The 19,363-nt window shown below is 45.3% G+C and carries 18 protein-coding genes, 3 tRNA genes and 1 rRNA gene; 2 read left to right on the top strand and 20 right to left on the bottom strand.

Translation table 11 applies throughout. The features are described from left to right. Positions 1–109: 109 nt before the first annotated feature. The 5 genes from ACZ5LF_RS02275 to ACZ5LF_RS02255 all read right to left on the bottom strand — a co-directional run bounded on the left by ACZ5LF_RS02275 (position 110) and on the right by ACZ5LF_RS02255 (position 2,937). Positions 110–1,662: ribosomal RNA gene (locus ACZ5LF_RS02275) — 16S ribosomal RNA — on the bottom strand. Between the two features lie 133 nt (positions 1,663–1,795). Beyond that, a tRNA-Gly gene (locus ACZ5LF_RS02270) sits at positions 1,796–1,869 on the bottom strand. 29 nt (positions 1,870–1,898) lie between these two features. Then, positions 1,899–1,986: transfer RNA gene (locus ACZ5LF_RS02265), tRNA-Leu, on the bottom strand. A gap of 91 nt (positions 1,987–2,077) precedes the next feature. Continuing rightward, a tRNA-Glu gene (locus ACZ5LF_RS02260) sits at positions 2,078–2,149 on the bottom strand. 320 nt (positions 2,150–2,469) lie between these two features. Next, positions 2,470–2,937, bottom strand: coding sequence for a hypothetical protein (locus ACZ5LF_RS02255; RefSeq protein ID WP_380570441.1), 468 nt, complete (start codon positions 2,935–2,937; stop codon positions 2,470–2,472). Between the two features lie 439 nt (positions 2,938–3,376). Here ACZ5LF_RS02255 and ACZ5LF_RS02250 point away from each other — a divergent pair, with 439 nt between their 5' ends. After that, positions 3,377–4,792, top strand: a complete 1,416-nt coding sequence (locus ACZ5LF_RS02250) for a catalase (protein WP_464759822.1) — start codon at positions 3,377–3,379, stop codon at positions 4,790–4,792. A gap of 43 nt (positions 4,793–4,835) precedes the next feature. Here ACZ5LF_RS02250 and ACZ5LF_RS02245 read toward each other — a convergent pair whose 3' ends face one another. The 15 genes from ACZ5LF_RS02245 to ACZ5LF_RS02175 form a co-directional block, all read right to left on the bottom strand. Next, positions 4,836–6,971 (bottom strand): Tex family protein, encoded by a 2,136-nt coding sequence (locus ACZ5LF_RS02245; protein ID WP_380570439.1) that lies wholly within the window; start codon positions 6,969–6,971, stop codon positions 4,836–4,838. An 85-nt stretch (positions 6,972–7,056) separates the two neighbouring features. Continuing rightward, positions 7,057–7,833 carry an RNA polymerase sigma factor SigB gene (gene sigB, locus ACZ5LF_RS02240; protein WP_380570438.1) on the bottom strand — a complete coding sequence of 259 codons (777 nt, stop codon included), beginning with the start codon at positions 7,831–7,833 and terminating at the stop codon, positions 7,057–7,059. Next, complete coding sequence (rsbW, locus tag ACZ5LF_RS02235) at positions 7,808–8,284, bottom strand: anti-sigma B factor RsbW (protein WP_380570437.1); 477 nt, start codon at positions 8,282–8,284, stop codon at positions 7,808–7,810. The genes sigB and rsbW overlap by 26 nt, the downstream gene beginning before the upstream one ends. A gap of 1 nt (position 8,285) precedes the next feature. Then, entirely contained in the window at positions 8,286–8,612 is a 327-nt protein-coding gene (locus ACZ5LF_RS02230) for an anti-sigma factor antagonist (protein ID WP_380570436.1), read from the bottom strand. Between the two features lie 79 nt (positions 8,613–8,691). Next, positions 8,692–9,708, bottom strand: a complete 1,017-nt coding sequence (locus ACZ5LF_RS02225) for a PP2C family protein-serine/threonine phosphatase (RefSeq protein ID WP_380570435.1) — start codon at positions 9,706–9,708, stop codon at positions 8,692–8,694. A 45-nt stretch (positions 9,709–9,753) separates the two neighbouring features. Further along, entirely contained in the window at positions 9,754–10,128 is a 375-nt protein-coding gene (locus tag ACZ5LF_RS02220; RefSeq protein WP_344700767.1) for a type II toxin-antitoxin system PemK/MazF family toxin, read from the bottom strand. Further along, positions 10,129–10,293 carry a hypothetical protein gene (locus tag ACZ5LF_RS02215; RefSeq protein WP_344700768.1) on the bottom strand — a complete coding sequence of 55 codons (165 nt, stop codon included), beginning with the start codon at positions 10,291–10,293 and terminating at the stop codon, positions 10,129–10,131. A gap of 69 nt (positions 10,294–10,362) precedes the next feature. Beyond that, the gene (gene alr, locus ACZ5LF_RS02210; RefSeq protein WP_380570434.1) at positions 10,363–11,514 is read right to left on the bottom strand and encodes an alanine racemase; all 1,152 of its coding nucleotides are present in this window, start codon (positions 11,512–11,514) and stop codon (positions 10,363–10,365) included. Positions 11,515–11,526: 12 nt separating this feature from the next. Beyond that, the gene (gene acpS / locus ACZ5LF_RS02205; protein WP_380570433.1) at positions 11,527–11,880 is read right to left on the bottom strand and encodes a holo-ACP synthase; all 354 of its coding nucleotides are present in this window, start codon (positions 11,878–11,880) and stop codon (positions 11,527–11,529) included. After that, positions 11,877–12,350, bottom strand: a complete 474-nt coding sequence (locus ACZ5LF_RS02200) for a PH domain-containing protein (protein ID WP_380570432.1) — start codon at positions 12,348–12,350, stop codon at positions 11,877–11,879. Before ACZ5LF_RS02200 ends, acpS begins: the two co-directional genes overlap by 4 nt. Further along, the gene (locus ACZ5LF_RS02195; protein ID WP_380570431.1) at positions 12,304–13,830 is read right to left on the bottom strand and encodes a PH domain-containing protein; all 1,527 of its coding nucleotides are present in this window, start codon (positions 13,828–13,830) and stop codon (positions 12,304–12,306) included. Before ACZ5LF_RS02195 ends, ACZ5LF_RS02200 begins: the two co-directional genes overlap by 47 nt. Continuing rightward, positions 13,823–14,131 carry a PH domain-containing protein gene (locus tag ACZ5LF_RS02190; protein WP_464759615.1) on the bottom strand — a complete coding sequence of 103 codons (309 nt, stop codon included), beginning with the start codon at positions 14,129–14,131 and terminating at the stop codon, positions 13,823–13,825. The genes ACZ5LF_RS02195 and ACZ5LF_RS02190 overlap by 8 nt, the downstream gene beginning before the upstream one ends. A 268-nt stretch (positions 14,132–14,399) precedes the next feature. Next, positions 14,400–15,890, bottom strand: a complete 1,491-nt coding sequence (locus tag ACZ5LF_RS02185) for a DEAD/DEAH box helicase (protein ID WP_380570429.1) — start codon at positions 15,888–15,890, stop codon at positions 14,400–14,402. 75 nt (positions 15,891–15,965) lie between these two features. Next, positions 15,966–16,610: an alpha/beta hydrolase gene (locus ACZ5LF_RS02180; protein WP_464759613.1), complete on the bottom strand. Its 645-nt coding sequence runs from the start codon at positions 16,608–16,610 to the stop codon at positions 15,966–15,968. Between the two features lie 49 nt (positions 16,611–16,659). Then, positions 16,660–18,024, bottom strand: coding sequence for a UDP-N-acetylmuramoyl-tripeptide--D-alanyl-D-alanine ligase (locus ACZ5LF_RS02175; RefSeq protein WP_380570428.1), 1,365 nt, complete (start codon positions 18,022–18,024; stop codon positions 16,660–16,662). A gap of 181 nt (positions 18,025–18,205) precedes the next feature. Between ACZ5LF_RS02175 and ACZ5LF_RS02170 the strand changes: the two genes are divergently transcribed. Next, on the top strand, positions 18,206–19,336 hold the full coding sequence (locus tag ACZ5LF_RS02170) for an FtsW/RodA/SpoVE family cell cycle protein (RefSeq protein WP_380570444.1): 1,131 nt from the start codon (positions 18,206–18,208) through the stop codon (positions 19,334–19,336). The last annotated feature ends 27 nt before the right edge of the window (positions 19,337–19,363 follow it).

The following is a 19,363-nucleotide window of genomic DNA, read 5'->3' as shown; positions in this document are numbered from 1 at the left end:
TCAATGTGCAAGGGGTTGAATCGTCAATGAAGACCATTCAAAACTGAATACAATATGTCAAACGCCAATTCCGCCGCCCCAAAACGGGGCGTTCCGTTATATTCCTTAGAAAGGAGGTGATCCAGCCGCACCTTCCGATACGGCTACCTTGTTACGACTTCACCCCAGTCATCGGTCCCACCTTCGACGGCTGCCTCCATAAAGGTTGGCCCACCGGCTTCAGGTGTTACCGACTTCCGTGGTGTGACGGGCGGTGTGTACAAGACCCGGGAACGTATTCACCGTGGCATTCTGATCCACGATTACTAGCGATTCCAGCTTCATGGAGTCGAGTTGCAGACTCCAATCCGAACTGAGAACAGTTTTATGGGATTCGCTTGGCCTCGCGGCGTAGCTGCCCTTTGTAACCTGTCCATTGTAGCACGTGTGTAGCCCAAATCATAAGGGGCATGATGATTTGACGTCATCCCCACCTTCCTCCGGTTTGTCACCGGCAGTCTCATTAGAGTGCCCAACTGAATGCTGGCAACTAATGATAAGGGTTGCGCTCGTTGCGGGACTTAACCCAACATCTCACGACACGAGCTGACGACAACCATGCACCACCTGTCACTCTGCCCAAAAGGGAAGCCATGTCTCCATGGCGGTCAGAGGATGTCAAGATTTGGTAAGGTTCTTCGCGTTGCTTCGAATTAAACCACATGCTCCACCGCTTGTGCGGGTCCCCGTCAATTCCTTTGAGTTTCAGCCTTGCGGCCGTACTCCCCAGGCGGAGTGCTTAATGCGTTTGCTGCAGCACTAAGGGGCGGAAACCCCCTAACACTTAGCACTCATCGTTTACGGCGTGGACTACCAGGGTATCTAATCCTGTTTGATCCCCACGCTTTCGCACATCAGCGTCAGTTGCAGACCAGAGAGCCGCCTTCGCCACTGGTGTTCCTCCATATCTCTGCGCATTTCACCGCTACACATGGAATTCCACTCTCCTCTTCTGCACTCAAGTTCGCCAGTTTCCAATGACCCTCCCCGGTTGAGCCGGGGGCTTTCACATCAGACTTAACGAACCGCCTACGCGCGCTTTACGCCCAATAATTCCGGATAACGCTTGCCACCTACGTATTACCGCGGCTGCTGGCACGTAGTTAGCCGTGGCTTTCTGGTCAGGTACCGTCACCCGATGGACAGTTACTCCCACCGGCGTTCTTCCCTGACAACAGAGTTTTACGAGCCGAAACCCTTCTTCACTCACGCGGCGTTGCTCCGTCAGACTTGCGTCCATTGCGGAAGATTCCCTACTGCTGCCTCCCGTAGGAGTCTGGGCCGTGTCTCAGTCCCAGTGTGGCCGATCACCCTCTCAGGTCGGCTACGCATCGTCGCCTTGGTGGGCCCTTACCCCACCAACTAGCTAATGCGCCGCAGGCCCATCCATCAGTGGCAGTCAAAGACCGCCTTTCAACTCATCCCCCTGCGGGGATCAGGGTTATCCGGTATTAGCCACGGTTTCCCGCGGTTATCCCAGTCTGATGGGTAGGTTGCCTACGTGTTACTCACCCGTCCGCCACTCGCAGACCCCAGAGCAAGCTCCGGGGCTGCGCGTTCGACTTGCATGTATTAGGCACGCCGCCAGCGTTCATCCTGAGCCAGGATCAAACTCTCCATAATTGGAGTGCTCTGACTCGTTGCGGTTTTACTTGTCGCCCAAGTTGGATGGATTAACCATCCGGTTTATTGGAATTAACGTTGACATATTGTCATTCAGTTTTCAATGTTCTCTCGTTGACTGTAAAAAAATTAATGGAGCGGGTGATCGGAATCGAACCGACGACATCAGCTTGGAAGGCTGGGGTTATACCATTTAACTACACCCGCATTATAAAGTTGCTTATCCCAAAAATAAATGGTGCGGCTGAGAGGACTTGAACCTCCACGGGATTAACTCCCACTAGGCCCTCAACCTAGCGCGTCTGCCGATTCCGCCACAACCGCATTTATAATATCTTTTGTTTTTAGCGACATACTCTATTGTATATCAGCCGTTTTAAAAAGTCAACAACCTTTTAAAACTTTTTTAAGAGAATGACCCGTACGGGACTCGAACCCGTGTTACCGCCGTGAAAGGGCGGTGTCTTAACCGCTTGACCAACGGGCCAAAGGAATATTGCAACGATATTTATAATAACGGGTTTTGTTTTGGAAGTCAACGCTTTTTATTGATTTTATTATATTTCTTTTAAAAAGCTTTGGATGTCGCTAAATCACTGGTCGTCTTTTCTTCATAATAACCGTGTTTCTACTATATAAGTGTCCGATTTGGAATTGGACTTCCTTACCATTACTCACATACATCATATTGATAAGACCTTTCTAACATGCGGAAACTAACTTCAGTCATAAGGCAAGGTTTTGGAATGGTTGCCTATGTTACATTCTACATATCTTCTGGTGCATTCTACTCATTTACTCCCAGTATCAATCCGTTTCAGATTCTTCAATGAATATGTAGGATTCATTAACCCCCATATAACTTTCATAGACATTCTTTAATTGGGACACTTCCCCGCCCTCATCTAATTTAACTTCATCACTTTCACCACTGTAACTATAATAATCAGCATCATTCTTTTCAAACTGGATAAAGGTCATGGCTAAGCTTGTTCCCCCATCTTTTAGTTCAATGGCCAACCGGTCATCATCTAGCGTATAATGTCCTTGATACTCATTTCCCAGATACTCAAGTACTACTTCATCGTCTGTTTCAAAATCGAACACTGCCATGTGCGAATTAAAGATGACTTCCTTATCTTTTTTCTCTTCCTCAGTGATGGTCGGATCATAATTGGTCAATCCCAATTTCTTACCTGCCAACTCTGACTCCCCGTCACTACACCCTACTAGAATTAAAAGAGCAAAGCTGAATATCATTATAAAATTCTTCATATGCCCTCCCTCCTCACAGTAGTCTGTGCGCTGAACCTATCATATATAAACTTACCATGAGAATTCAGAAAAATGCAATAGAATATATTTTTAAATTTCTGTAGAGTCATCAGCTATAGACTAGAGTTCAATTGCAGATGATTTTCGATTTTCAGCAGACAATTGATTATCAATTTCGAAGATACTTCTTTAGTAGTAATTTTCATGCATAAAGATTGTTTTTTTTTCTCACTATGTTATTATTTATTTATAATCATTCTAAACAAGATTATAATATTTTCTTGGAGGGACTACATCTATGGACTTTGAAAATAACGGCAACAAGCCTGGTACTGCCCGCAGCGGTGGTGGCACTCAACCTAGGAAGCAAGGCAAAGGTGCATCCGAAGATCGTCTGACTACTCTCTTTGGAGCTCCGGTAGGTGACAGGGAAAATACAATGACTGCAGGACCGCGTGGCCCAGTAGTTATGCAAGATCCTTATTTCCTTGAACAGATGGCGCATTTTGACCGTGAAGTAATTCCTGAAAGACGGATGCACGCGAAGGGTTCTGGGGCATTCGGTACTTTCACTGTAACACACGACATTACACAATATACAAAGGCTAAAATATTCAGCGAGGTCGGCAAACAGACAGAAATGTTCGCGCGCTTCTCTACGGTAGCCGGAGAACGTGGTGCTGCAGATGCTGAACGTGACATCCGTGGCTTTGCACTTAAGTTCTATACTGAAGAAGGTAACTGGGATCTGGTTGGAAACAATACGCCAGTATTCTTCTTCCGCGACCCTAAACTTTTCGCAAGTTTGAACCACGTCGTTAAACGCGATCCTAAAACAAATATGCACAATGCCGAGAGCAACTGGGATTTCTGGACATTGCTTCCTGAAGCACTGCATCAAGTCACAATACTGATGACAGATCGCGGCATCCCTAAAGGGTTCAGAAACATGCATGGATTCGGTTCCCACACTTACAGCATGGTGAATGCAGACAACGAACGCGTCTGGGTGAAATTCCACTTCCGTACAGAACAGGGTATCGAAAACCTGACAGCCGAAGAAGCTGAAGAAGTAATTGCGAAAGACCGCGAATCCTCCCAAAGGGATCTCTTCAACGCAATTGAAGATGGCAATTTCCCTAAATGGAAGATGTACATCCAGGTCATGACCGAAGAACAGGCCAAAAACCACTACCACAACCCATTCGATTTGACTAAAGTATGGTATAAAGATGAGTATCCACTTATCCCGGTTGGTGAATTCGAACTCAATCGCAACCCTGAAAACTATTTCGCAGAAGTTGAGCAAGCAGCATTCGCCCCGACCAATATCGTTCCGGGCATCGGCTTCTCACCAGATAAAATGCTTCAAGGACGTCTCTTCTCCTATGGAGATACTCAGCGCTACCGTCTTGGTGTAAACCACCACCAGATTCCTGTGAACTCCCCTAAAGGCGCAACAGGTGTCTGCCCATTCAGCCGTGATGGTGCAATGAGGGTTGATGGCAACTTAGGTTCACACACAAACTACTACCCTAACAGCTACGGTCAATATGAAGACGATCCAAGCGTTAAACAGCCACCTCTCGAAATGGATGGTTTGATTTACGAACACGATTTCCGTGAAGATGACGACCACTATTATGAGCAGCCAGGCAAACTTTTCAACCTCCAATCTGATGAAATGAAGCAACGTATATTCACTAACACAGCAAGTGAGATGAGCGGAGTTTCCGACAAAGTGAAACATCGCCATATCAGAAACTGCTATAAAGCCGACCCGGCTTACGGTGAAGGTGTTGCAAAAGCAATGGGCATCAACATTGAAGATGTAGATATGGACAGTAATGAATAATAAATAAAAATATCCCGATCGAATCATTTCGATCGGGATATTTTTATTTCATGCTCAATGAGATCCTGCCTTTTCCTTCATCTATGTCAATTACTGTGACATCTACTATGTCTCCGACACTGACTGCTTCCATTGGATGTTTGATGAATTTTTTCGTCAATTTTGAAATGTGTACGAGCCCGTCCTGTTTTACACCAATATCAACAAATGCGCCAAAATCGGTGACATTACGGACTGTTCCAGATAGTTTCATGCCTTTTTTCAAGTCTCCCATCTTCAACACATCAGATTTCAATAGAGGCACCTCGTACTCATCCCTGATATCACGCGTTGGTGCTTTCAGGCTATCTACGATATCAAGCAGTGTCGGAAGACCGATTCCGAGATCTCCGGCCACCTCTTCCAAGTTCACTTGATGCAACGCTTCCGCCAGCTCTTTTGTGCCGATATCAGACTCGGTCATGCCGATAAGGGAAATCAGTTTATAAGTCTCCTTATAGCGTTCGGGATGAATCGGTGTCTGGTCGAGTGGTTCTTTTCCTTCTGCCACACGCAGAAAACCGACACATTGCTCGAAAGTCTTTGCTCCAAGGCGGGGCACCTTTTTGATTTCATTGCGCGACTTGAAGCCTTCGTTTTCTTCGCGGTATTTTACGATATTCATACTGATGGCAGGAGACAATCCCGCCACATGTTGAAGCAAAACATGCGAAGCCGTGTTTACATCGACTCCCACTTGGTTCACTGAAGTTTCAACGACAAAATTAAGCGATTCATTCAAAAACTTCTGGTTGACGTCATGCTGATATTGCCCGACTCCAATTGCCTTAGGGTCAATCTTGACCAGTTCACTGAGCGGATCCTGGACCCTTCGGGCTATGGATACAGCACTCCGTTCTTCAACATTGAAGTGTGGGAATTCTTCACGTGCCACCTCAGAAGCTGAATAGACGCTTGCCCCAGCTTCATTGACGATAATGAATTTGACATCTAAATCCTCAGATTGCACCAGCTCACTGATGAACAGCTCGGTTTCGCGCGAGGCCGTACCGTTACCGATTGCCAGAAGCGTAACTTTATACTCATCTATCATCTTGAGCAGCTTGTTTTTCGCTGCATCCTGCTTAGATTGTGGCGGATGCGGATAAATCACATCTTTATCAAGGAATTGACCGGCAGCATCGATTACTGCAAGTTTACACCCTGTTCTGAAGGCCGGATCCACACCAAGAATAACATGGCCTTTCAGGGGTGGCTGGAGCAGAAGCCGCTTCAAATTCTCTTCAAATATATGCACAGCATGCCGCTCACTTTTTTCGGTCAATTCTTGTCTGACTTCCCGTTCGATGGAAGGGATGATAAGACGTTTTAGGGCGTCTTCAATAGCTGTCTGTATATATCGTCCGGTGGCTGAACCTTCTTTTATGGTCTGTTTGCCGATATATCTCTTGAAACGTTCTATATCGTAATCGAATTTTACAGTAAGCACACCCAATTCTTCACCCCGATTGATCGCCAATATCCTGTGCGGTACGATTTTACCGATGGGCTCACTGTAGGTATAGTACATTTCGAAGGTGTTTTGTTCATCTTCAGCATTCTTCTTCCTCTTGGTCATCAAATCTGCGCTCTCTTTGAACACCTTCAATATATACGCTCTATATTTGGGGTTGTCTGATATATCTTCAGCAATGATATCAAGGGCCCCTTTGATGGCCTCTTCTTCAGAACCCACTTCTTCAGTCAAGTAGCGGCTTGCTTCTGTTTCCACGTTTTCTGAAGTCTGGCTCTTGATGAATTCAGCCAGGTTCTGCAGGCCCTTACGCTTTGCCTCGGTTGCCCGCGTTTTTTTCTTCTGCTTAAATGGCCTGTAGAGATCTTCCACCCTGTTCAATACGGTCTGTTTTTTTATGTCCTGTGCCAGTTCTGCAGTAAGGAAGCCCTGCTCATCAATGCGTCTAAGCACTTCCTGCTTACGCTTCTCCAGATTTTCGAGATATGAAAAGCGGTCTGAAATTGCTTTAATTTCTTGTTCATCCATACCACCGGTCATTTCTTTTCGGTAGCGTGCTATGAACGGGACGGTATTCCCCTCTTGTAGAAGCCCGAGCACATTCCCTATATCTTTTGCCCGTTTTCCTGTTGTTTTTTCAAGTTCTTTGATCAGCGTTTCGTTCATCTTATCTCTCCTGTTTTAAATCTGGTTGATCCTTATATATTATAACACTGAAACCCCCCATCCTTAAGGATGGGGGGTAGATATTCTACTCTTTCTCACTCACTGCCTGGCGCAGCTTATTGATTGCGGTGCGCTGAAGTCGCGATACATGCATTTGACTGAGGCCGATGCGCTCTCCCGTTTCTTTCTGACTCAGACCTTCCATGAAGGTGAACTGGATAATCTCCCGTTCCCTGTCTGAAAGTATCGGAATCACCTTTTCCAGGATCAGTCTTTTTTCTGACAGATCATAGTTGTCATCGGACTGTCCCATGACATCAAGCAACGTTACCGTGGATCCGTCTTTATCTGCCTCAATGGAATGATCGACACTCAATGCATTGTAGCTTTGACCCATTTCCATCGCTTCCAGCACGTCTTCTTCTGAAACTTGCAGATGATCTGCAATTTCACTTATCTTTGGAGACCGTTCCAATCGATTGGTGAGTTCGTCATTCGCATTTTTGATCTTGGGGCCGATTTCCTTGATTCTCCTCGGGACATGCACGCTCCATGTCTTATCCCTCAGATACCTTTTGATTTCACCAACGACTGTTGGGACTAGGAATGCTTCGAAACGTCGATCAAAGGATACATCGAACCTTTTGATTGCGCCAAGAAGCCCAACCATGCCGACCTGCACAAGATCCTCATGATGGCTTTGACCCTTTGAATAGCGATAGGCAAGAGATTCGATGAGTTTCTTGTAGTGTTCTGCCAATCTCGCTTGAGCCGCATCATCCCCATTCTCCTGATGGCTGCGAATCAGTTCATTAATATCTTCCGGTGTTAATTTTCTATCGATTGACGATTGTTTCTCCATTCGAATGCACCTGACTTTCATTAATAAACTTCGTCATGCTGATTGTGACGCCAGGATCTTTTTTAATATAGACTTCATCCATTAGTGTTTCAATCAGGAATAGTCCCAAGCCTCCCTCTCTGAGGTAGTTGATGTTGTCATCTTCAGTATAAGGACCCAGTTCCTCTTTTACTGCTTCATAATTGAAACTCTGACCGTGATCTGCAACGATGATTTCCACTTTTTCAGTGTATATCGCAAAACCAATCAGTACTTCTCCACCCTTTTCTTCATCATAGGCGTGTTTTACTGCATTGGTGACAGCTTCTGACACAGCAATTTTGGAGTCTTCTATCTGATCATAAGTAGCTCCTACCCTTGAAAGTACGCCGGACAATGTCAATCGTATCAATCCTACATACTCGGCGCTCGAAGGAAATTTCATTTCTATATAATCGTAATTCTCTGCCATACTATTCAACCCCCGACGCTTCGTTGATATGCATAAGATCTCTCAAACCTGTAATTTCAAACAACCTTAATATCCGCTTTGTCACTCCAGTGACATAAAGTTCTCTATCGTGTTGGTTCAATTCCTTTAAAGTACCGACGAAAATGCCGAGACCCGTAGAATCCATATATTCGACATCCGTTAAATCTATTCTGATATCGTGACTGCCCGACTGGCGGATGGGTTCCAAGATTTTCTGCAACTCAGGTGCAGTATAGACATCTAGTTCCCCTTTAAGCACAATCACATATTCTTGTTCTCTCTCTGTTGTATCGATATTGAGATTCATTAAGTTCCACTCCCATTCAACTTAAATACATAAACACTTCAAGCTTTACCCGTATATGAAATTTCTAAACACATAAAGCCTAATTTTTATTATTTTTTAATATGAATAACGTCAGATCATCTTTTTTATGCGGGTTCTGGACACGCATGAGTGATTCATAGATATACTGGACAATATCCTGTGGATGATGATCCTTCACTTGTTTGATCATATCCTTTACATAGTCGAGCTCGATGAATGTATCGTCATGCTTCCTTAGTTCCGTCACACCATCAGTAAATACGATGATCATGTCCTTGGGCCCGAGCCGTGCTTCCTTCTGCTCATAACGTGCATGCCGCTTTACTCCAAGGACAACCCCTTTGGCATCAATTTCTTCGAATTCATCCGTATCGTGCCTATATAGCAGGGCAGGCTCATGTCCTGCCGAAGAGTAATAGAACCGGTTTGTGCTATGATCATACAAACCATAGAACATGGTGACGAACATATTTTGATTGACGTTCTTCTCGACCACCCTGTTCAGTTTCCTCAGACTGTCGCTCGGCAATTGGGAATAACCATAAGAATCCATGCCGAACTTTATCATGCTCATCGCAATTGCGGCCGGTATCCCCTTGCCTATGACGTCAGCAATCGCAAAACTGAGCATGCCGTCATTATGGTCGATAATGTTGAAATAGTCTCCGCTGACTTTTCTGGCGGGCACGCTGATGGCGCCGATTTCCATCGTGTCAAACGTTGGGATTTCGGTCTTCAGCATCGTTTCCTGCAGACTGGCTGCGACGTCCATTTCCTTATCATGGATTTTAAGCTTGTTCATCATGGATCTATAATCCCTGTATGTAAATCCAAATGAGATGATCACTTCTTGCAGGATGTCTAAAGATTGCTTTATGAGGGCGCCATCTTCTATTCCCATATCGTCAAGGAGCTCCATATGAAGCGAAACAATCTCCTCAGGTGAGGTGTCCATTTCAATGACTTCTTCGCTGAATGATTGGCACAGATCCATAGCTTTGTCTGCATCTCCCCCATAAAGGTAAAGCTGGATGATTTCCCTGTATTTATTTACAATATTATCAATATACGTCATGATTTCACCTCATACTGAAAAAAGACTTTTGTACACAAAAGTCCATCAGCTTTTCATTTTCTTGGATTTCCTGGGTTTTTTCGGCAGGAGATCAAGGCTTATCATCAACGCCTTGTCCACTTCTTTCATCTTTTCTTCATTCAAATATGTAAGTTTTTCCCTAAGTCGCTTCTTATCGATTGTACGGACTTGTTCGAGCAATATGACCGAATTCTTGTCCAGATTATATGTATCCTTTGAAATCTCCACATGTGTAGGTATCTTGGCTTTGTCGATCCGGCCAGTAATTGCGGCAACTATCACAGTGGGGCTGTGGTAGTTGCCGACATTATTCTGGATGATCACTACTGGACGTTTACCACCCTGTTCAGAACCTTGCACAGGTGAAAGATCAGCAAGATATACTTCGCCTCTCTTCATCTATTCACCATCTTTACTGTAAACGAGGAAATCTTCGTTGCATTTTTGTGCTTCACATTCAAGCTCGTGACTTTCAGACGCAATGGAAAGGTTGATCTCACTCATCTCTGTATATCCATGTTCAAGAGAGAGTACTGTGCTGCTGCACAATGTCGTGTTCATCATTACTAGACCACTCCTCTATTACATCGCTATTCATAATAATGATAACATGTATAAAAAATCATTACTAGTTTATTTTAAAACTTCATTGCTGATGCGACTACCGTCTGTGCCATGGTAAATACGCGGCAGTCTGCGGCCGAGCTTGCACATAGATTCGTAAGGTATCGTATCCACATAATCACTGTAGGATTCCATAGACTGTGCGGAATGCCGTTTTGGAGTGATGATATGTACTTTGTCCCCCAATTCAACATGGTCAGGAACACGGATCATGATGTAGTCCATACATACGGTCCCGACTACCGGGCAGGATGTGCCGTCCTCCAGAGCCACTTTATAACCTGTGCGTGAACGAAGGAAGCCATCCGCATAACCGATCGGCAGCGTGGCTATGGTCACTTTCTCATCTGCGATATATTTCAATCCATAACTGACCCCCTCTCCTTCTTGCAGCACATGTGTATCCACTACATGGGTCACCAGGCCGACGGACGGCTTCAGCTCGACAGGTGATATCCCCGCTATGAAGTCAGACGGATAATATCCATATAGGGAGAGGCCGATGCGCATGGCATTGCATTCATCTGCCTCAAGATGAAAGGCACCTGCTGAATTTTGGACGTGCACAAACTGAGGTTTTTTAACTTGCGAAATAATGGATTTGAATGTTCCGTACTCTTTGAAGGGGCGTTCCGAATCAACCTCCGCTGAACTGAGGTGACTGAACAGGCCTTCATAGGTAAGGTAAGGAGAGGCCTCTATCAACGCAATCATCTGATTAACCTCTTTGATGTTGGATACACCCAGTCGATTCATGCCACTGTTCACCTTGATATGGACCCAGACACCCTTTCCATCATCATCTTCGATAGCCTGCTCCGCTCTTTTAAGCCATTCATAGCTCGGGGCGGTGACAGCTATACGGTGCTTTATGGCTTTGTTCATATCTTCCGGCCTGATCGGTCCGAGAATGAGTATCTTCTCCCTGATGCCATGCATCCTCAACTCGACCGCTTCATCCAGCGTACCGACTGCAAAGAAATCCACACCAATATGGGACAAGTACTCTGCAACAGCAGTGCTGCCCAACCCATATGCATTCGCCTTTATGACTGCGATGAAAGTCTTATCAGGATGCATTCCACTCACAGCTTTATAGTTGTGTCCGATAGCTGCCAGATCGACATCGACAATTGTATCCCTATAGTACTTTTCCGACATATCTCAATCTCCTCATCCCTTATTTTCAAGTATCACTGTGGCAGTGGCATAATGATTGGAGTGAGAAATTGAAACATGTGCGCACTCCTCTCCGCTTATGAAGGGTTTTCCCACCTCATCATTCAGACAAGTGATGTCTGAAAAAGTGATACGTTCCCCTATGCCACTGCCCAGAGCTTTACTATATGCTTCCTTGACCGCAAAGCGCCCAGCCAGATACTCCATCCTTCTCTTTTCGCTGCTTAATGTCCTGTAGACTTCCATTTCCTCCTCAGATAAAATCCGCTTCGACAACCGTCCGCCTTTATCTTCCGCGGCTTTGATCCGTTCGATTTCAATTATATCGGTGCCTAGGCCTCTGATCATATGGTTCTCCCTGTCTTTTCATTGATTAGTGTCCTGATATCATTGCGCAGATGGTCAGCTTCACCCGACTCGAGTTCAGGTATGTGGATAGGTGCTGCAGATGTTCTCAGGGTAACCCCTTTGAGAGCGTACCGTTTCATCAACGGACCAACTGTCGTATCAATATTCTGTACTCTGAACAGCGGTACAGCAAGTTCTTCTTTGAAGATGATTCCTTTATGGATACGTATTTCATCGCGAGAAACATCATAACGGAAATATTTATATTTCAATTTCGGCATCAACCATACATTGATCAGGCTGATGTAGATGAAAATCACAAAAGGTATGAGCGGCACCCACCATGGCAGCCATTCCCATATATAGAAATGCAGTATCGTTGCGGCAACCGCCACCAGCAATGCAATCAACGCGGCAATCCCTTCACGAATCCGCCACACCGTGATCGATTTCGGTGATATCTTTTTCATTGGAAGCACTCCTTTCAGCCCACTGCCAGATAGTATCCACATCTTTTTGGTCAATGAACTTCAAGGTCGCCCGGGACCCCATCATCCCCGCGGCGGTGACCAGCGTTATAATCCCGAGTTCAGACCGCTTAAGAAACGGGTTATACGCCCATTCCGCTTCTATCAATTTATCCGATTTGATGATATAGTGCGAACGCTTGAAAAACGATGTGGTCATCAGATTGATCTCTTCATCCCGGATTGTATAGCCACTGTTATGGGCACTGTAAAAACCAGATAGGGCGACAATGGTGAGTAGTGCCAAGCCAATGGTCCACATATAGTCAAACCAGAAATAATGGATGATGGCGCTGATGGTGAAGATGCCTAAAGCCATCACTTGGAAGTATCTTCTGTATCCCCTGACCGGTACGATACGTGGAGGGACTTCTATATGATAATTCGGGAAAATCTGTTCTGTAATCCTATATAGGTCATCTCTTTTTATGAAGGGCAGGATTTCAACCTTGCCTTCGACATCGTCCCCTTCCAGGGAATCACTCGTAATCGTTGCAGCCAATGAATAATAGCCGATCATCCTACGGATGATCGAATCCCTTACAATAATGTTCTGAACCCGGTTGATGTTGATGCTTTGATGTTTCTTTTCAATCAACCCATATTCGACGACAAGATCATCGTCTTTCATCTTGAGCGTGTATTTATGGTATTTGATCATAAGGATGAGTATGCCTATTGCATATCCCACAAGAATGAAGGAACCTACTGCAAGCATATAAGCCCACAAGACACTCTTGAATGCCCCTTCAAAATAGTCGAAATAGCGCTCCAGCAAAAAGTCCGCTCCGATGATGTTGATGAAGCCGAATGCCAGCGCAAGGAAAGTACCTAAAGCGCCGCTGGTCATGCTCATCAGAAGGAGCGAGCGGTTACTCATCAGATAAAGTTCCGTGAACTCCTGGGGGTCCTCCGCTTCATGCCGAGGCCAGTCGCTCGAAGCACCGATAATCGCCTCACCTTCTGCCTGTGACTTCTCATCATAGAGTATTCTCTGCAGTGATTCGGCTTGGGTTTTCTTCATTGTATCAATACGAATGGCGTCCCCCGGAGTGATGATCTCCAATTTCACAGCACCGAACATACGATGGAATATGGGTTCGCTGAAATCAATCGATTGTATCCTCCCTATATCAAGTTCTTTCTCCCGGTTGGTAATGACCCCGTCCTTGTAGATGAATTTGCCCGCTTCTATCCAAAACCGTGTCCGATATTTATTCAGGAAATCCATACCTCCGAACAGCACGATGGCAAGAACCAGTACACCGATAAAAATGACAATATATTTGAGCGAGACTTCACCTGAGAATATGACGTCACGTGAATTGAAAAGGATTATGATCAATGGAATCCAGAGATTTTTGACGCCATTGACGATACTGCCAAGATAAGCGACTGGGTGGAGTTTCTGCGGGCTATACATCTGTATGTGCCTCCTTCACCTGTTGTATGATGGTTGCTTTCATCTCCCGTGCCTCGTGCAATTTCAGAGGGGGCATCACCATGTTCGAACTGGCCGTTGATACTTCCAGTATGGCGAAATCATGCCTTCTGGAAATCGGGCCCGTTGCCAATTTGGCACCCTGCACTCTCTGGATCGGCACCATTTTTGTTGCGATGCGGAAAAACCCCTTTTTGACTACGAGGCGCCCTTCATCGATTTCATAACGGGTCACTTTTCTATAGACAAACGGTCTTATGAAGATGCCCATTATCAATAACATGATAAGCACCCCGCCCGTTCCAAAGTATACCCAATGACTCCATTCAAGATAAAAGGTAAGGGCACTGGCCACAATCCCTATGAGCAACCATAGGGTGAAAGATGCCAAATAACGTTTTTGCATATATGGAACTACTTCATCATGCACTTTTTTCATGTTTGCCTCCACTTATATATCGATTATACATTATGACGATTAGCCTTATCCTTTAAATATACTACGTAGAATATAAAAAAAACACCCCTGTCCATTGGACAGGGGTATGGAATTATTTGATGTGATCTTTAAATGTGCGGCCGCCTTGGCGCTTGTTGTTGTTCTGTGGTGGTCTGTTGCCCTGACGCTTGTTGCCTGAGCGGTTATCATAGCCACGGCCTTTCTTGAATGGCTTCTTGCCACCTGAAGGCTTGCCTCCGCGTCGATTGCCACCTTTTCGTGTAAGTGGTTTTTCGAATGACAGTTGGATATTGTCATCTGATGCGTTGAACAGGAATTCATTGAGCAGTGCTGCAACGATTTCCTTCGCTTCACCTTGCTCAAGCAGGTGTTCCGCCACTTCAAGAGTATGTGCATTGTTGTTGTTGGCCTTCCATTGATCCATCTTCTCATAGATCTCTTTTTCACGTGCTTTAAGCACTTCTTTTTTAAGAGGCGGTCTGAGCGCAGAGATCGTTTTCTTTTTGGCATTTTCAATCATTCTCAAATAATCCATTTCTACTGGATTGACGAATGTGAGTGCCACACCTTCTTTACCCGCACGTCCCGTACGGCCGATTCTGTGCGTATAGCTCTCGGAATCTTGAGGGATATCGAAGTTGTAGACGTGGGATACGCCTGAAATATCGAGGCCTCTGGCTGCAACATCTGTGGCAACCAATATATCCAAGGCATTGTTCCTGAATTTCTTCAGGACTTCAAGACGTTTCGATTGCGTGATGTCGCCATGCAGTCCTTCAGCGCGGTAGCCTTTAGCGACCAACGCACTCGTCAGCTCATCAACGCGGCGTTTTGTACGCCCGAAGACGATTGCCAGTTCTGGCTGATGGACGTCTAGGAAGTCAGTAAAGACTTCAAGCTTTTCGAGCTCTTTTACGATAGTGTAATGCTCGGTAATCTGCGGGTCGCTTGCACCACCCTGATTCATGGTTTTGACGATTTTTGCGTCTTTCATGAACCGTTTGACCAACTCTTGTATTGCTGGTGGCATCGTCGCCGAGAACAGCAATGTGTGCCTGTCATCCGCAGGCATCTCGGACATGATGAACTTGACGTCATCTATGAATCCCATGTTCATCATTTCATCCGCTTCATCGAGGACAAGTGTATGGATGCTATCGAGTTTCAATGTCCTTCTCTTGATGTGGTCGATGATACGGCCAGGTGTACCCACGATGATTTCTGGTTTTCTCTTCAAATCCTTGATCTGGCGTTCAATGCTCATCCCGCCAAATATAGTGGATACACTAAGTTTTTTGTACTTGGCAAACTTCTTGAGTTGGTCGCTCACCTGTGCGGCCAATTCACGCGTCGGTGTGAGGATCAGCACTTGAGTGCCGCCCTGCTTCTCGGTATTTTCAATGATCGGAATGCCGAAAGCACCTGTTTTCCCAGTACCTGTTTTTGCCTGCCCGAGAATATCTCTTCTTTCGAGCGCGAGAGGAATACTTTCCTCCTGAATTGGGGTTGGTGTTTCGAACCCTATGTCTTCCAGTGATTTCAAGGTTTCATCACTGACACCTAATTGTTTAAAAAACTTCAAATTAGAGTCTCCTTTGACTTATCGTTTCTCATTTTCGTTACGCATAACTACTCAATATTAACATTTTTATTGTCATTATACAAGTCTTATCTCTTCCGGGAAAAGGAAGCGTTCGGTGAATATATTTAACTCAAGCTGATGCGCTTCTGTAAATGCAAAAAGATGCGGCGCACCCTCTATCAGTTCTAGTCTGGCGGACGGTATCTGCCTGCTCACTTCAATGCTTGATATCGAAGGCACAAGAAGATCCAGTGTACCATGGATGATCAATGTATCCGTCTTGATCTCTTCCAAGCTCCCGGACTTCGCCTCAACAATCCGCTTGAACTCCTGATACGCTTTAAACGGAATATCTTTGAGTCGCTTTCTGATCTTCTGGTAGAGGTGCATTTTCATATGTTCACTGAAATGTGCTGGAGTAAGGTTCAACCGCCCTAATCTTGAGAGCCTGATATGCTCGAAAGCCGGAGCGATGAGCACGAGTTTGTCTATAGACTCATGCTGTGCGATATGGCTGGCGAAGACGCCTCCCATCGAAAAACCGATGATGTAGACTGAATCTACACGCTCTTTAAGGTTTTTATATGCATGCAGCGCCTCAGCATACCAGGCATCACCATCTGGCTCAGTGAGATTGAGCACTGTTCCATGTCCTGGATAGACTGGAAATTCATAGTCGAATTCATACCTTGATTTCAAATAATCGAACAGAGGTTCCAATTCATACCGTCCTCCAGTGTAGCCGTGGAGAAAGAGCAGACCGATGGATCTAGATATAGTCGTTCACCCTCTCCAACGCCATTCCTCTGGATGCCTTCAATAGAATGACACTTTCAGGCGTCATCACTGATTTAAGTGCGGTGGCCAACGATTTTATATCATCATGGTGTGACCGGCTATCAATGTCAACATTATCATGAACAGCCTTCATCGCCTCCCCATAAGTCAGGATGTGATCAAAATGATGGTCCGAGCTGTTGATATGTTGTGCTATCGACAGATGAAGCGGCGCCGAATACTCTCCAAGTTCCAAAATATCCCCAAGGACGAGGATGCGGTTGTCAGAATCCATGCGACCTATAGTATCAATCGCACTTTTGGTGCTGGATGGACTTGCATTATAGGCATCATTTATGATGACTGCCCCATTTTGATGAATCATGCGTTCCATGCGCATATCCGTTACGACCAGTGTCTGGAATTGGTCCTTGACGTCCTTCATGGAAAGGCCCACAGCTTCTGCTGCAAGTAGGGCCATCGAAGCATTGGCGGCGTTATGGACACCAAGCTGTGGTATCTGGACATCCATATTCCCTGGGCCTAATTCAAAATGGGTGCCCTCCCGGGTTTCTGAAACATCCATTATCCTAATATCATTGCTCGGCTGCTCCCCTGCTGTCTTTAGATTATAGGGGGCGTCACGCTGCACCAATGCCTCAAGTAAAGGGTAATCCCTCGAGTAGATGAAGGTGCCGTTTGGTTTCAAGCCATCCACAATTTCATACTTTGCACGGGCGATATTTTTCCTCGAGCCTAATTTTTCGATGTGGGACTCCCCCACATTGGTCAAGATTGCGATATCGGGCTGTGTCATTGTACTGAGCAGATTGATGTCGCCTGCTTTGTCCATCCCCATCTCCAATATGGAGATTTCAGTGTCAGCATCAAGCTGAAGCAGCGTCAATGGTAGACCAATCTCATTATTGTAGTTGCCGATCGTCTTCTTCACTTTGAAGTGTGGGGAAAGCAGACATTCGACCATATCCTTCGTGGTTGTCTTTCCGTTCGATCCCGTAATCGCGATGACTTTGGGAGACACTTCTTCAAGGTACTTTTGTGCAATGGTCTGCAGAGCAAGCAAACCGTCTGGAACATGGATGAGCGGCAAGGATGAATCAGACTGTGATGACGCTTGTTCTGTCAGGCTGAGCGCCGCCCCTTTATCGAAAGCCTGCTCCATAAAACGGTGGCCATCCGTATTCTCTCCTTTGAAGGGGATGAACAGATTGCCTTTTTGCAGCGTCCTTGTATCTATAGATACCCCTTTTATGATTCTATCCTTTTGTGATTCTGCAGCAGCATTCATCTGTCCACCACAGAAATTGGCGATTGTCCCTATTGTTGTCTCAATCATAACTACTGTACAACTCCATCATCGTTTTATTTTTGTGTTCATCAAATTCATATTGGGTTAATACGCTTAATTTTATCATAAAATAGTGTATACTAAATGTCATGATTCCATAATGGGTTAGGTGAATTTTTTGGAAAAAAACAATAATTACAAAAGACAAAATGCCAATATATTCTTCAGGATGGACTGGCTGTTGCTACTGCTTATTGTAGTCCTTGGGACCGTCAGCGTCTTCATGATCCGTTCTGCAATGACCAGCGGACAATACAATACCGATTTCGCCCTTAGGCAGACTTTATTTTATCTGCTTGGTTTCCTGATGGTCTTCGTGCTGACTTTTATCCCCGTCAAATGGCTGAAGCAGTATATCTGGCTCATATACACTGCCGGCGTCCTATCGCTTGCCATTCTTTTCATCGCGCCTGTTTCCCCGATTACACCGATTATAAATGGTGCCAAAAGTTGGTATCAATTCGGGTTCTTCAGCATCCAGCCATCCGAGATCGTCAAGATCATCTACATATTGACTCTGGCCTATGTCATCAACCAGCATAATAAATATAAGATAACCAATGATCTGAGTGCAGATATTAAACTGCTTATAAAAATCGCCGCAACTTCCATTCTGCCGATGCTGCTCATACTATTCCAAAATGATTTGGGCACCACCTTGGTCATGCTGGCGATACTATTCGGAATGATTATCGTCTCAGGCATCAGCTGGTGGCTTATTGTTCCGACCTTGATTGCAGCAGTTACAATCGGGGGTGCCTTGATTCTTGGCATCATCTACAGGCCGGACATACTTGAGCGTTACCTAGGCATTCACCCTTATCAGTTCGAGCGAATATACTCTTGGCTGCGGCCGGAGGAATACATGGCCGAAGGTGGCTTCCAGCTCAGCAACTCATTAAAGGCGATCGGTTCTGGTGGCATTGATGGGAAAGGCTTTGGTGATGGCATCATCTACATTCCGGAAAACCATACGGACTTCATCTTTACGATCATCGGTGAAGAATTCGGGTTTATCGGTGCCACTGCCGTCATCGTACTTATATTTATGCTTATGCTCCACCTCTTCAGGATTGCAACAGTCGTTGATGATAGTTTCTCATCTTATTTCATCATCGGCTACCTTTCCATGCTGATGTTTCATGTTTTCCAAAATATCGGCATGACTGTACAACTATTGCCGATTACCGGACTCCCTTTGCCTTTCATCAGTTATGGAGGAAGTGGGCTCTGGGCTAACATGTTGGCGATTGGAATCATAATGAGCATCTATTTCCATCAATATGACAAGAAAGCATAAAATAACCGCAGCTTAGTAGCTGCGGTT

The organism is Salinicoccus siamensis, from assembly GCF_055391965.1.
Note: the sequence above shows the minus strand (reverse complement) of the source record. Positions and strands in the feature narration are given on the sequence as shown.